Source organism: Nigerium massiliense, assembly GCF_000826085.1.
Classification (GTDB): domain Bacteria; phylum Actinomycetota; class Actinomycetes; order Propionibacteriales; family Propionibacteriaceae; genus Propioniciclava; species Propioniciclava massiliense.
On record NZ_CCYM01000003.1, the window covers coordinates 716,867 to 730,151 of the forward strand.

The following is a 13,285-nucleotide window of genomic DNA, read 5'->3' on the forward strand; positions in this document are numbered from 1 at the left end:
GCGTCAGCCGCTGCCCACGGCGGACTGCTGCGCCTCGCGGCGCTCGACCGCGTCCGGGTGGTGCTTGCTCAGCAGGAAGACGCCGTAGACCGCGATGGCCGCGGCGACGACCATGCCGGACGCCTCGAGCAGGCTGATCAGCACGCCCTCCCCGAGGATGATCAGTCCGAACGACACCCCGACGATCGGGTCGGTCACGGTCATGGACGCCACGACCGTCTCCGCCGGGCCCGTGGCATACCCCTGCTGGATCATCGCGCCGCCGATCAGGTAGCAGCCGACGAGGAACGGCACGATCACCCAGAACAGCGGCGACGTCTGGAACTGCGCGTCCCGCATCATCACCGACACCGACTTGATCAGCGCCGACGACAGCCCGTAGAAGAAGGAGCCGCCGGTGGCCCACATCATCGACCGCAACATGCCGTTCTTACCGCGCCAGCCGAGCATCCCGAAGAACGCGCCGATGGCGTAGATGACGACGCAGCCCAGGATGACGATGGGCGGCTCGACCCGCGTGTCGAGCGCCGCGTTCGTCCCGGAGATGACCGTGAAGCCGACCACCCCGACGACGGTCAGCAGAACCGCGAACCACATCGTCCCCGTGACCTTGTGGCGGTGGATCTTGGCGGCCATCAGCACCGACCACGGCACGGCCAGGATGCCGACCGGCTGCACCACCGTCACCGGGGCCATCATCAGCGCCGTGATGTGCGCGAGCGCACCGATCGTGATGAGCGCGAGGCCGCCGAGCCACCGCGGGGTCGTGATGAGTCGCCAGAGCTGCTTGAGGTTCATCGACTTGTTCTCGGCGTCCGGATCGACGACGGTGGCCGCGGCGAGATGCTGGATGGTGGCGCCGGTCGCGAACAGCAGCGATGCCACCGCGACGATCAGGACGCCCAAACCGACGTTCTGATAGTTCAGGAAGCTATGCACGGGCACCCCTGGGTGGAAGGCGATGTCGCCCGCAACCCTAGCGGCTCGCTGAGATGGATTGCCGCAGGCCGCCCGCGTCCGGTAGACCAACACCCATGACTTCCAGGAAGATCCGGGTCGGCTGCGAGTTCGTCCACGTCGCGTCGGTCCCGACCCCGGCCGTGTACAACGTCCAGGTGCTCGACACGCCGCGGGTCAACCTCCTGCAGGAGTCGTGGCTGAACGATGCCGGCATGGACGTCGAGCAGTTCACCGACCTGTACGCCAACCGCGGCGTCCGCGTGATGCTGCCCAACGGCGAGTCCCTGTCGAAGTACGACGCGCTCGTCGAAGTTCCCGACGAGCTGGACGAGGCCGACTCGGGGGCGATGCAATGCGCTCCCGAGGACATCCCGGGCGAATACCTCGTCTACACCCTGCCCAGCCGCTACTGCCCCTCGGACGTCATGCGGCGCCACGCCTGGAAGCTGTTCGGCAACAAGCCCGCGAACTACGACCGCGTCCAGGACATCTGCGACTACGTGAACGGGCACCTCACCTTCCAGTACGGCAGCAGCGAGGCGACGTCCACGGCGCTGGACGTCTACGTCAGCGGCTACGGCGTCTGCCGCGACTTCACCCACCTCGGCGTCACGCTGATGCGCGCGCTGAACATCCCGACGCGCTATGTCTTCGGGTACCTGCCCGACATGGACGTACCGCCGGACCCCGCGCCCATGGACTTCGCCGCCTGGCTCGAGGTCTACCTGGACGGCCGCTGGTTCACCTTCGACCCGCGCAACAACGCGCGCCGCAAGGGCCGCGTCCTCATCTCCCGGGGCCGCGACGCCGCCGACGTGGCGATGGCGACCACGTTCGGCGCGCCCTGGCTCAAGCGGATGACGGTGTTCGCCGACGAGGTGGCGTCCTGACGGTCCCGCCGACCGGCGCTTCCGGAGCCCGGGAACGCGACGGCGCCCCCTCCTCACACGAGTTGGGGACGCCATCCTGCGCCGTCAGACGAGGATTCAGGCCACCTTGCTGGCCGTCTCGGGCAGGAGCGCCCCGACGGCCACCTCCGCCCAGTGGCTGACGTCCTCGAAGGACGAGCCCGCGTCGAGGGCGCGGAACCCCGCCTCGACGACGGCGCGGATCAACTCCGCCTGGATCGGCATGTCGCGGATCAGGTCGTTGAGCCGATCGCCCAGGAAGTCCTGGCCGTCCTTGCCGGCCTCGGTGGCGCCGGCCCGGAACGGACGCTGGCTCTGCGCGACCTGCATCATCCAGCCGTGGCCGTTGATGGAGGCCTGCCGCAGGTTGGCGCGCACCCAGACGAGCACGCGTTCGCGCGGATCCTCGACGCCTTCGAGTTCGGCGTCGACGGCCGACTGCCAGCGCGGCATGTACCGCTGCAGGACCAGGCCGCGCAGATCGTCGACGGAGTCGACGTAGCGGTAGATGCTGTTGCGGGCGATACCGGCCTGCGACGTCACAGCCCCTGCGGTGAGCGGCGTCTTGCCGTCCCCACGCAGGATCTCTTCGGCCGCGTCGACCAGCTTGGTCAGAACTGCCTCGCGGTGTTCCTTCACCGTGGGAGCAGTGATCTTGGGCATTGATTCCCCCTCATTGATATAACTCGCACAGCCCGGCATCGCCGGCTTGGTCCCGTGCGTCCCTCCCCCGAGGGATTGCGACTCTTGTCGCTGTTGTTGGTCATCCTAGGAGTGAATCCTGGGCAAACGCAGTACATCCGTCGCAAAGTTTCCGAAATCGTTGTCCCCAAAAATGGTGACAGGTGCCCTGATCGGGGGCGCCGATCAGCGCCGCCGGAGAAGGTAGGTGTCGAACACCCAGCCCTTCCGCTCCAGAGCAGCGCGCCGGACCTCGGCGATCTCGTTGGCCACGTCGGCCAACGGACCGCTGATCAGCAGTTCGTCCGGCGTGCCGAGGTAGGCGCCCCAGTAGATGTCCAGCCCGGTGGGGTCGATGGACGCGAAGGTCTCGCGGCCGTCCAACATGACGACGACATCGTCGACATCCGCGGGGACGCCGCCGGCGATCAGCCGCGCGGGCAGGATCTGCACCGCGCGGCCCTGCCGGTTCAGCGGCACCCGGTGGGCGGCGGTGAGGGCGTGGACGCAGCTGACGCCCGGGATCACCCGCACGTCGATCAGGTCGGGGGCAGCGGCGGCGAGTTTCTGGACGATCGCCAGCGTGCTCTCGTAGAGCGACGGATCGCCCCAGACGAGGAAGCCGCCGGTCTGCCCGGCGCCGAGGTGCTCGGAGACCGCGGCGGTCCACTGCTCGAGGCGTTGCGCGCGCCAGGTGGCGACCGCCGCGTCATAGTCAGGCGCCTTCCGCCACGGGCGCGGCGGGTCCTGCAGCTCGACGACGGGCAGCGGTTCGCTGCGGTGGCGCTCGACCAGGACGCGGCGGGCCTCGACGAGGTCGTCCAGTTCCCCTTCCTTGAGGACGACGAAGAGGACGTCCAGCTGCTCGAGCGCGCGGACGCCGGCGAGGGTGATCCAGTCGGGGTCGCCCGCACCGATGCCGATCAACACCAGCTCTCGGCTCGCGGAGGTTCCCTCCGGGAGCGTACGCGCGGCGGGACGGGCGGGGACGGCTGCGGGCATCGGCTCTCCTGAGGCGGACGGGACGTCTCGGTCAGGCTAGCGCCCCGGGCCGCGAACTCCGGGCGGGCCTGACCGTCCCGGCTTGTCGGTGCGGCCGACCGGCCCACCGGCGGGAGCACAATGACGCCCATGAGCGACATCTGGTCCCACCTCGGCATCACGCCGGTCGGCGCGCTGAGCGTCTTGCTCGCGACCGTCGTGCTGTACGTGCTCTTCGTGACGGTCCTGCGCGTCGCCGGCCCACGCCTGCTGGCGAGCACCTCGGTGCTGAGCTTCGCGGTGACGACGCTGCTGGGCGCGCTCACCGCTCGCTCGATGCTGGGTGACTTCCCCACGCTGGGCGGCGGCGTCGTCGCGGTGGTCACGCTGCTCGTGCTGGAGCTCACCCTGGGACGCCTCGCGTCCCTGCGCCGCATGCCGCAGTTCGCCGGCGCCCGCGCGCGGGTCGTCATGGTGAACGGGTCGTGCCTGCCCGAGCAGCTACGGCATCGCGGGCTGACCGAACAGCAGCTGCACGGCAAGCTCCGGCGCGCCGGGGTGGTCCACCTCGAGGACGCCGTGGCGGTCATCCTCGAGAACCGCGGCGGCCTGACGATCATCCGCCGCGGCGACCGCATCGACGCCGCGCTGCTGGACGACATCGTCGGCCGCGACCTCATCCCCGCGGACGCGGTGCGCTGACCCGCGCGTCAGGGATCGCCGACCCGGTCGGTCGGCGGCTCAGCGGGCCTGGGCGGGCGCGGCGGCCCGTCCGGCGTCCCGAGCGACCGCCACCAGTTCGGCGGCCGGGCCGCTCAACCGGCGCGGTCCGGTCCACACCGCCGAGAGCGGACGCCGCAGCCGCGCCCCGGCGAAGGGCACCCGCAGCAACTCCCCAGAGGCGAGCTGCGCCCGGATCGCCAGGACGCTCAGCACCGCCGGGCCAGCCCCGGCCACGACGGCGAGCCGCACGGCCGCATTGCTGGCGAGCACCTGCGCGGGCTCAGCGAGGGCGACGCCGTCGGCCAGCTCCTCGAACGCCTCCCGCGTCCCCGACCCGTCCTCGCGGACGACCAGCGGCGTCGCGGCGAGTTCGGCCAGCGCAACCGGGGTGCGGCGCTCGGCCCACGGGTGGGACGGCGCGATCACGACCGCCAGTTCGTCCTCGGCGACGACCTCGGCGTTGACCCACGCCGGCACGTGCGGGGTCTCGACGAAGCCGAGCTGCAGGCGTCCCGACCGCACGTCGTCCAACACCTGGGCTGAGTTCTCGACGCGCAGGTCGGCCCGGACCCCCGGTGAGCGCCGCCGCAGTTCGGCGAGCCAGGCGGGCAGGAGGTTCTCGGCGAGGGTCAGGCTGGCGCCGACGCGCAGCTCGACGACGTCGGGGTGCTGGCTGTGCTCGAGCCAGTCGGTGAACCGATCGGCGGCCGCCAGCAGCTCCCGCGCGTGGGCGGCGAACAGCCGTCCCGACGATGTGGGCCGCGATCCCCGCGGGTGACGGTCGAGCAGCGCCAACCCGGTCTCGGCCTCAAGATGGGCGATCGTCCGGGACGCGTTGGGCTGGAAGACGCCCACCTTCCTCGCGCCCGCGGCGAGGCCACCTTCGTCGACGATCGCAACGAACAGCGCGAGCGCCTGAAGGTTCGGGAGCGGAGCAGCCACATCGAAATGATATGGCCTCATGGTGCGATCCCGGCTACCGCGGGGACCCCTCCCCCTGGAACCCTCAATGCCATGCCCGAGACCGCCCCCGCCGACCCCGCCGACTGTCCCGACGCCGACCGCACAGGGCCCTCCCAACCCCGCCCCCGCCGACCCCGCCGACTGTCCCGACGCCGACCGCACAGGGCCCTCCCAACCCGCGACGGGAACGGACGGGCCCACCCGCAAGCCGTCGCCGGTATCGGGCCTCCTGCTCTGCCTGGCCGTGGCGGGCGTCTCCTACTTCCTCGGCCGAGTCAGCGGGGTCAGCGCCCTGATCATCGCGATCGTGCTCGGTGTCATCGCGGCCAACACCATCCGGCTCCCGGAGCGGCTCGCGCCGGGCACCGCCGTCTCGTCCAAGGTGCTGCTGCGCGCCGGCATCGTTTTCCTCGGGCTGCAGCTGATCATCGGAGACATCGCCCGGCTTGGCGTCCCGATGCTGGCCGTCATCGTGACGATCGTCACCGTCGGCATCCTCGGCACCGTCCTCATCGGGCGCGCCCTGCGGCTGCCTCCTCAGCTGGTCATCCTAGTCGCCTGCGGCTTCTCGATCTGCGGCGCAGCGGCCGTCGCCGGCGCGGCAGGGGTGACGGAGCCCGACGGCGAGCACGAGGAGGACACCGTCATGGCCGTCGCCCTCGTGGTGCTGTTCGGCACGCTGATGATCCCGCTGGTGCCCCTGCTGGCGAACCTGCTCCACCTCGGGGCCCACCGCTCGGGGCTCTGGGCGGGAGGCAGCATCCACGAGATCGCCCAGGTCGTCGCGGCCGGCGGGATCCTCGGTGGCGGCACCGCGTTGACGCTCGCCGTCGTGGTGAAGCTGTCCCGCGTCCTGCTGCTCGCGCCGGTGGTGGCGATCCTCGGTGTGCGCGAGCGCCGGCGCCGTGAGCCCTCGGCGGGGACGAAGCTGCCGCCCCTGGTGCCGCCGTTCATCATCGGCTTCCTGGCGATGGTGCTGCTGCGCTCGTTCGTGCCGCTTCCGCCGTGGGTGCTGCAGGCGGGGGGCATCCTGCAGACGCTGCTGCTCGCCGCCGCGATGTTCGCGCTGGGCACCGGCGTGCGCGTGCGCCAGCTGGTGCAGGTCGGAGCGCGGCCGGTCGTCCTGGCCGCGCTCTCCACGGTGCTGGTCGCCTCGACCGCGTTCGCCGGGGTCATGCTGGCCGGCTGAGGCAAGCACCCGGCATCGGTGCGCGTCAGCGTCCCCTGACGCGCCCTCCGGCTGCGCCGGCTAGCCCGGATCGCCGCCGGGAGCGTTCGCCTTCGCCACCGCGGCGTACGTCCGGCGCAGGGCCTCGGCGGCGTCCGGCACCCGGGAAGCGACGCCGACGAACAGGGCGTCCACGATGAGCAGCTGCCCGGCGCGGCTCGCGATCGCCGCCGAGCGGAGCCCGAACTCGCGCCCCGCCGTGGCGATGACGTGCGTCGCCACCGACGTGATCGCCGAGCGCGTCCGGCCGGTGACGCCGACGGTCGCCGCGCCGAGCCGCCGCGCCAGGGCGAGGGGCTCGCAGGTACCGGGGTTCTCGCCGGCGTGGGAGAACCCGATGGCGACGTCCTCGGCGGTCAGCAGGGAGGCGCTGGCCAGGGCGCTGTCCCGCTCGGTCAGGGCGCGCGCGTTGAGACCGATGCGCAGCAGCTTGCTCTCCAGGTCGTGCGCGACGAGGCCGGACGCGCCGATGCCGTACACGTCGATGCGGCGCGCCCCCGTCACGGCGTCGACGACCGCCTCGAGCGCCTGCTGGTCGACCAGCTCGGCCGTCGCGTGCATCTGCTCGGACTCGAACCGGGCCAGCTTCGCCAGCACCGTGCCCAGGGAATCCTCCTCGGCGATGTCGGCGACCTGGGCGGCCCGCTCACCGCTCGCCCCCTGCACGGCGAGCGCGAGCCGCAGCGAGGCGTACCCCTGGAAGCCGAGTTCCCGGACCGTCCGGATGACGGTGGCCGTGCTCGTCCCGGCGCGCTCGGCGAGCTCGGTGACGGTCAGCCCCGCCGCCTGGCCGGGATCCTCCTGCAGCACGCGGCACACCGCCCGCTGAGAGGCGGGCAGTTGCTCCAGCAGCGCGCCGATGCGACTGAGCACGTCGGGCGACGACACAGCGTCCTTCGGGCCCACGGCCTCTCCTGTCAGGCACCCTCGAAGCGCAAGCTGGTGGGCATGCGCCGGTCCGGCTGCAGTGCCGGCCACCCGTGGTTCCCGGGCGTCAGACTACCCAGAACGGACGGGTGTCGCGCGCCGGTACACGCAGGAATCGTCCCCGGGATGCCGGCCAGGCAAGCGTGGACAGCTCTCGCGCGCCGTACCGGTGACGAGGGGCCTGCTGCAGCCGGCTCGCCCAATCCGCCCCTACCATGGCGCGCATGACCCACGACCCGGTGCCCGCCGCATCCGCGCCGGTGGGCCAGGCGCCCGGCGGCCGCGCCACTCGCTCTCGTTACCAGCATCTGGACCCCTACGCAGTGAAGGCGACCGTCGACCGGCTGACCGGGCGCATCGAGGCCCGCTTTCCCGGCCGCAACCTGCCGAAGGTGTGCCGCTCCATCGGCGAGGCCGTCGACGACCTGTTGATTCAGCCGCAGCCGCGCTCGTTCCGGACCTCCCGCTACGGCTCGCGGATCCTGATCGTTGCGCTCCTGTCCGTCGTGGTCGTGGGGCTCGGCGCCCTGCTGGTGCAGAGCGCGAACGCGCGTCAGCCGGAGACCTGGTGGGAGTGGGCGCCGCTCATCGAGTCGATGGTCAACGACCTCGTCTTCGCCGGCATCGCGGTGTACTTCCTGTGGCAACTCCCGCACCGGGCGCAGCGCGAGCACGACCTGGCCGCGCTGTACCGGCTGCGCTCCTTGGCCCACGTCATCGACATGCACCAGCTCACCAAGGACCCCGAGCGGTTCCGCCCGGCTTCCGCTCCACCAGCGCCACCGTGGACATCGGCATGGACGCCGGCGACCTCGCCACCTACCTCGACAACTGCTCGGAGATGCTGTCGCTCGTCAGCAAAACCGCTGCCCTGTTCGCCGAGCACAGCACCGATCAAACCGTGCTTCAGACCATCGAGGGCCTCGAGGAGCTGACGACCGGCATGTCCCGCAAGATCTGGCAGAAGATCGCCCTCTTGCCGACGCTGACCAACACCCGGCCAGTACTCGCCGACAAGGGCACCTTCGAGCCCGCCGTGGCGGGCGGCGCCGCCGAACCGACCGGACCGCAGCCAAGCGCGTCCGCACCCACGGCGCCCGATCCCGGCGATGGGCCTGGTCAGTCACCGTCGGCGGAGGGCCGCAACCCACGAAGGTAGACGTCCACGAGCCAGTCCTGCTGATGTGGCCGCGACACGCGGGCGTGTTCTGGCAACGGCCGGGTGACGGTCGCCAGGCCGAGGAAGAAACAGATCACGTCGACGTCCTCGGCGACGACGCCCGCGGACTTCGCCCGCCTCAGCGCGCTTCCGAACAAGTCGTCCGCCCGGCTTTCGTTTCCTCGGGCGAGCCCCGGATGCCGCTCTGCGAGCGGAGCGAGTTGGAACGCAATCGCGCCGATCCCTAAGTCCGCGAGGTCGTGGACGAGGTCCTGCCACGTCGCGACTGCGTCGCGGGTCCACCCGTCCTCATGGGCATCGATAACCGCGCGGACGCGGCGCTCGACCTCGTGAACAACACCCACGACGAGGTCATCGCGGGTCGGAAAGTGCCGGTACAGGGTTCCCGCCCCGACCCCCGCCGCCTCGGTGATCGTCCGCGTCGACACGTCCGAACCTTTCGCCGCCATGACCCGCCATGCTGCGTCCAGCACGTCCTGCCGCTTCGCCTCCGCGTCCGCTCGCATCCTCGCCCTTCGATCGTTCGTCGCTTGCCCCGCATCAACCGGAGCGTTATTCTCAACATATCACCGGAGCGAATTGCTCCATTTATCGGATCGGAAGGATGATCCATGGCCACGACGAACATCACGCCCGGGCCAAAGGCATTGGTCGTTGGACTGGGGATCAGCGGTCTGTCGACCGCGATCTCACTGCACCAGGCCGGCTGGACTCCCGTGATCGTAGAGCGGGCGCCGCAGCGTCGCCGCGGCGGCTACTTCATGGGCTTCTTCGGGCTCGGACAGTCAGCCGCGAAGCGCCTCGGCTACCTCGACGCGATGCACGATCGGCTGGGGGCCGGCAGCGTCACTTACGAGATGGACCGTGCGGGCAATCGCGCCCAGGGCATCGGGTTCTCCGCCTCTCACATCGGTGTCTCGTCCTGGATGCTGCTTCGCAGCGACATTGAGAATGCGGCCTTCGCCGCACTCCCCACCGACATCGAGATCCGTTACTCGACCAGTCCTACCGCGATCGTCCAGAGCCCGGACGGCGTCGTCGTGACTCTGGCGGACGCCACGACCGGCCAGTCCATCACCGAGCGGTTCGCCCTCGTCGTCGGGGCCGACGGCATTCACTCCTCCGTCCGCGCGCTCGTCTTCGGGCCCGAGGAGGAGTTCATTCACCGCCTCGGCTACATGATCTGCGCCTTCGAACTTCCGGACGCGCTCCCAGGAATGCAGACCAACGAGGGGGCGATCATCGCCGAGCCCGGACGGTCGTTCTGGGCCTTCCCGTTCGACGACCACGCCCCGACCGCGCTCTTCTCCTACCGCACCGACGACCCCATCGCTGAGCGGACGAAGGCCCGGCAGGTCGGCGTCCGGAACCGACTCCGCGAAGTCTACGGTCCCGAACCGGCCGGCGAGATCCTCGATTTCGCCCTCGACACGCTGGACCACACCGACGAGTTCCTCTACGACTCCGTCGAACAGGTCAAGATGGACCGCTGGCATGAGGGCCGCGTCGTCCTCGTCGGCGACTCGGCCTGGTGCCCCTGCCTCTACTCGGGCATGGGCGCTACCACCGCCGTCGGCGGCGCCGACCTCCTCGGCACACTGCTGGCCGAGAATCCCGACGATATCGAGCGGGCGCTGCAGAAGTGGGAGGACACCATCCGGCCCTACGTCGACACGTTCCAAGGGCTGGGCGTCCGCAACCGCCTCAACTTCACCCCCGCTGACCCCAAGGAGGCCCGGACCCGACGCCGCACCCTCGGGGTGCTTCGTCGGCTGATCAGCAACCCGCTGTTCGGCAGGATCGCCAGCCACGTCCCGGCCGTGCGAAAACGGGGCGACGACCTGCTTGAGATCGCTCGAGCGGCCTGACAACCGTCCCGACGACATACCGGGGTAACCAAACACACTGACGTAAGGAGAAGATGCCGAGCCGTGGGGCCCTGGAATCTGAAGGGTCTCTCGACTCACGTTCGACCGCTGACCCGATTCGTTCCCGTTGGTGGAGCTAAGGGGATTCGAACCCCTGACCTCTTCCATGCCATGGAAGCGCGCTACCAACTGCGCCATAGCCCCGCGATTATCCCTTGCGGACAGACAGAGATACTAACCCATGGCCGCCCCCAACACGAAATCGAGCGGCCCCCCGGACGCCTACGGCGCGTTCAGGCTGGGCAGGACGCCGCTGAAATCGGTCGGGACGTTGTTGTAGCTCAGCAGCTTCCACCGGTCGCGGAGCTCCAGCACCGTCCACGAACAGTTCCACAGCCCCGTCAGTCCGAGCAGCACCTGCTCGTCCCACCCCAGCAGGCGGGCCAGCCCGTAGCGCAGCGCCATGCCGTGCCCCACGATGACGACCGTCTGCTCGGGGTGCCGGCCGGCGATGTCCGCCAGCGCGGCGCCGACGCGGTCGCCGAGCTCGGCGCCGGTCTCCCCCGTGTCGGAGCGGCGGAAGTCCTGCCCGGTACGGAGTTTCTCCTCGAACCAGGGCAGCTCCGCGCGGACGTCCTTCGAGTACCGCCCGGCCCACGTGCCCACGTTGATCTCCTGCAACTGGGCGTCGGGGCGCACGTCCAGTCCGGTGGCATCGGCGATCGTCTCGGCGGTCACCAGCGCGCGCTTGAGATCGGACGAGTACAGCGCCGCCGGCTCCAGGGCGGCCACGAACGGCGCCATCGCGCGGGCCTGCCCGCGTCCGGTCTCGTTGAGCTCGATGTCGGCCTGGCCCTGGAAGCGTCCCGTCAGGTTCCACTCCGTCTGGCCATGGCGGACGAGGACGAGGCGGGTGGGGCTCACGCGTCCAGGGTACCGGCGGCCGAACGGGTGAGTTCGTCCTCCAGCTCCCGCGTCCCGGCCTCGGCCGCGCCGGGGACGACGGCGTTGTAGGTGACCAGTCGCCAGCGGTGCTCGCCGGGCTCCAGGATCGACCAGGAGCAGTTGAGCAGGTCGCCGAAGATGCGACCCGGGGCGAGGTCGAGTCCCAACACGTCGAGGATCCCCATCCTGATCGCGGTGCCGTGCGCCGTGACGACGGTGGTCTGGCCGGCGTGTCGCTCGGCGAGCTCGCGCAGCGCCCGGCCGACCCGCAGGCCCACCTCGCTCTGGGTCTCGCCCGTATCAGAGCGGCGGAAGTCGCGTCCGGCCTCTTCGAACTCGACGTACCAGGGGTTCGCGGCGATGATGTCGGCGAACAGCTCGCCCTCCCACTCCCCGCAGTGGATCTCGACGAGCCGCTCGTCCGTGGCGACGGACAGCTCCAGCGGCTCGGCGATCGCCTGCGCCGTCTGCCGGGCGCGTCCGAGCGGGGAAGAGACGATGTGGTCGGCGCCGAGCCTGGCGATCCACGGCGCGACGGCGGCGGCCTGAGCGAGCCCGCGCTCGTTCAGCGGGATGTCCGAGCTCCCCTGGAACCTGCCCTGGGCGTTGAAGTCGGTCTCACCGTGGCGAACGAGGATCAGGCGGGTGTCACTCATGGCACCGACCGTACCCAACGCGCCTGAACGCCGGGTTACGCGATCGCCCGCGTCCGGATGCCCCAGGACCTACCCGCGAAGCTCGCGTGACGCCGGCTCGTCGTCGTCCAGCGCGTCCTCGTCGAGTGCTCGCGGATCGTCCAGCCCGGCCTCGTCGAGCTCGTCGGTGCCCAGGCCGCCCTCGACGATGCCGAAGGGATCCTCCTCGTCCGCGTCGGACGCCTGCGCCGGCGCCTCGTCGAGATCCAGCTCGATCTCGGGGCAGTCGCGCCACAGGCGCTCCAGCGAGTACAGGGCGCGCTCCTCGACGTGCTGCACGTGCACGACGATGTCGAGGTAATCGAGCAGCACCCAGCGGGCCTCCCGGTCGCCCTCGCGTCGCACCGGCTTGACGTCGTCGCGCAGCAGCCGCTCCTCGATGCCGTCGACGACGGCCCCGACCTGGCGCTCGTTCTTCGCCGAGATGATGAGGAAGACGTCGGTGATGGCCAGCCGCTCCGAGACGTCGAACGCCACGATGTTCGTGCCGAGCTTGTCGGCGGCCGCCTGGGCGGCGATGCGGGTGAGTTCGAGCGCGCGGTCAGTCGCCGGCATGGGTCTCCTCTGGGACGGGGATGGTCTGGGCGGGGGCGTTCTCACGATACAAGCCGCGCTTTTGGATGTACTGGACGATGCCGTCCGGCACGAGGTACCAGATCGGCATCATGTCGCCGACGCGCTGGCGGCACTCCGTCGACGAGATCGCCAGCGCCGGCACCTCGAGCAGCGTGACCTTGTCGGCCGGGAGGTGCGCCACGTCGCGCTCCCCCAGTTGGACGCCGGGCCGCGACACCCCGACGAAGTGCGCCAGCCCGAACAGCTCGTCCGCGCCGTGCCACGTCAGGATCGAGCGCAGGGCGTCCGCGCCGGTGATGAAGAACAGGTCGGTGTTGGCGCCGCGCTCAGCCTGCAGGTCGCGCAGCGTGTCGACGGTGTAGGTGTCTCCCTCGCGGTCGATGTCGACGCGGCTGACCGAGAAACGCGGGTTCGAGGCGGTCGCGATGACCGTCATGAGGTAGCGGTCCTCCGCCGGAGAAACCCGGCGGTCGGTCTTCTGCCAGGGGACACCGGTGGGGACGAAGACCACCTCGTCCAGCCCGAAGCGCGCCTGCACCTCGCTGGCGGCCACCAGGTGGCCGTGGTGGATCGGATCGAACGTGCCACCCATGACGCCGAGGCGCCACGGCTTGTGCGGACTGCTGGCCAGGCCGGTACCTGACGTCACG

At 70.6% G+C, this 13,285-nt stretch carries 14 protein-coding genes, 1 tRNA gene and 1 pseudogene; 5 read left to right on the top strand and 11 right to left on the bottom strand.

All coding sequences use genetic code 11. The features are described 5' to 3' along the window. Positions 1–3: 3 nt before the first annotated feature. A complete protein-coding gene (locus BN1187_RS09745) occupies positions 4–939 on the bottom strand; it encodes a hypothetical protein (RefSeq protein WP_147675107.1) in 936 nt (311 codons plus the stop codon). 95 nt (positions 940–1,034) lie between these two features. Here BN1187_RS09745 and BN1187_RS09750 point away from each other — a divergent pair, with 95 nt between their 5' ends. Beyond that, positions 1,035–1,850: a transglutaminase-like domain-containing protein gene (locus BN1187_RS09750; protein WP_040161255.1), complete on the top strand. Its 816-nt coding sequence runs from the start codon at positions 1,035–1,037 to the stop codon at positions 1,848–1,850. Positions 1,851–1,946: 96 nt separating this feature from the next. On the opposite strand, the gene BN1187_RS09755 is transcribed toward BN1187_RS09750, so the two are convergent. Both BN1187_RS09755 and cobF read right to left on the bottom strand, forming a co-directional pair. Further along, positions 1,947–2,531 (bottom strand): TetR/AcrR family transcriptional regulator, encoded by a 585-nt coding sequence (locus BN1187_RS09755; RefSeq protein WP_040161259.1) that lies wholly within the window; start codon positions 2,529–2,531, stop codon positions 1,947–1,949. 204 nt (positions 2,532–2,735) lie between these two features. Beyond that, the gene (gene cobF / locus BN1187_RS09760) at positions 2,736–3,551 is read right to left on the bottom strand and encodes a precorrin-6A synthase (deacetylating) (RefSeq protein ID WP_052462575.1); all 816 of its coding nucleotides are present in this window, start codon (positions 3,549–3,551) and stop codon (positions 2,736–2,738) included. A gap of 129 nt (positions 3,552–3,680) precedes the next feature. On the opposite strand from cobF, the gene BN1187_RS09765 reads away from it, so the two are divergent. After that, positions 3,681–4,232, top strand: a complete 552-nt coding sequence (locus tag BN1187_RS09765; RefSeq protein ID WP_218184634.1) for a YetF domain-containing protein — start codon at positions 3,681–3,683, stop codon at positions 4,230–4,232. Between the two features lie 39 nt (positions 4,233–4,271). Here the strand turns inward: BN1187_RS09765 and BN1187_RS09770 are convergent, their stop codons facing one another. Further along, positions 4,272–5,195 carry a LysR family transcriptional regulator gene (locus tag BN1187_RS09770; protein WP_040161265.1) on the bottom strand — a complete coding sequence of 308 codons (924 nt, stop codon included), beginning with the start codon at positions 5,193–5,195 and terminating at the stop codon, positions 4,272–4,274. Positions 5,196–5,445: 250 nt separating this feature from the next. Between BN1187_RS09770 and BN1187_RS09775 the strand changes: the two genes are divergently transcribed. Beyond that, entirely contained in the window at positions 5,446–6,405 is a 960-nt protein-coding gene (locus tag BN1187_RS09775) for a YeiH family protein (RefSeq protein ID WP_390620229.1), read from the top strand. A gap of 60 nt (positions 6,406–6,465) precedes the next feature. Here the strand turns inward: BN1187_RS09775 and BN1187_RS09780 are convergent, their stop codons facing one another. Continuing rightward, the gene (locus tag BN1187_RS09780) at positions 6,466–7,350 is read right to left on the bottom strand and encodes a MurR/RpiR family transcriptional regulator (RefSeq protein ID WP_040161270.1); all 885 of its coding nucleotides are present in this window, start codon (positions 7,348–7,350) and stop codon (positions 6,466–6,468) included. A gap of 245 nt (positions 7,351–7,595) precedes the next feature. Between BN1187_RS09780 and BN1187_RS13895 the strand changes: the two genes are divergently transcribed. Next, positions 7,596–8,306, top strand: a complete 711-nt coding sequence (locus BN1187_RS13895; RefSeq protein ID WP_175576990.1) for a hypothetical protein — start codon at positions 7,596–7,598, stop codon at positions 8,304–8,306. 184 nt (positions 8,307–8,490) lie between these two features. Here the strand turns inward: BN1187_RS13895 and BN1187_RS09800 are convergent, their stop codons facing one another. Then, complete coding sequence (locus BN1187_RS09800; RefSeq protein ID WP_162182378.1) at positions 8,491–9,024, bottom strand: TetR/AcrR family transcriptional regulator; 534 nt, start codon at positions 9,022–9,024, stop codon at positions 8,491–8,493. 138 nt (positions 9,025–9,162) lie between these two features. On the opposite strand from BN1187_RS09800, the gene BN1187_RS09805 reads away from it, so the two are divergent. Beyond that, entirely contained in the window at positions 9,163–10,419 is a 1,257-nt protein-coding gene (locus BN1187_RS09805; protein WP_097677327.1) for an FAD-dependent monooxygenase, read from the top strand. Positions 10,420–10,547: 128 nt separating this feature from the next. On the opposite strand, the gene BN1187_RS09810 is transcribed toward BN1187_RS09805, so the two are convergent. The 5 genes and pseudogenes from BN1187_RS09810 to nadD all read right to left on the bottom strand — a co-directional run bounded on the left by BN1187_RS09810 (position 10,548) and on the right by nadD (position 13,284). After that, positions 10,548–10,623, bottom strand: a tRNA-Ala gene (locus BN1187_RS09810). A gap of 78 nt (positions 10,624–10,701) precedes the next feature. Next, complete coding sequence (locus BN1187_RS09815; protein ID WP_040161274.1) at positions 10,702–11,343, bottom strand: histidine phosphatase family protein; 642 nt, start codon at positions 11,341–11,343, stop codon at positions 10,702–10,704. Beyond that, positions 11,340–12,020 (bottom strand): histidine phosphatase family protein, encoded by a 681-nt coding sequence (locus BN1187_RS09820; RefSeq protein WP_052462577.1) that lies wholly within the window; start codon positions 12,018–12,020, stop codon positions 11,340–11,342. Before BN1187_RS09820 ends, BN1187_RS09815 begins: the two co-directional genes overlap by 4 nt. Before the next feature lie 234 nt (positions 12,021–12,254). Then, positions 12,255–12,614, bottom strand: a pseudogene (gene rsfS, locus BN1187_RS09825) (ribosome silencing factor); the annotation flags it as partial. Beyond that, on the bottom strand, positions 12,601–13,284 hold the full coding sequence (gene nadD, locus BN1187_RS09830) for a nicotinate-nucleotide adenylyltransferase (RefSeq protein ID WP_052462578.1): 684 nt from the start codon (positions 13,282–13,284) through the stop codon (positions 12,601–12,603). The gene nadD and the pseudogene rsfS, both read right to left, overlap by 14 nt. Between the last annotated feature and the right edge of the window lies 1 nt (position 13,285).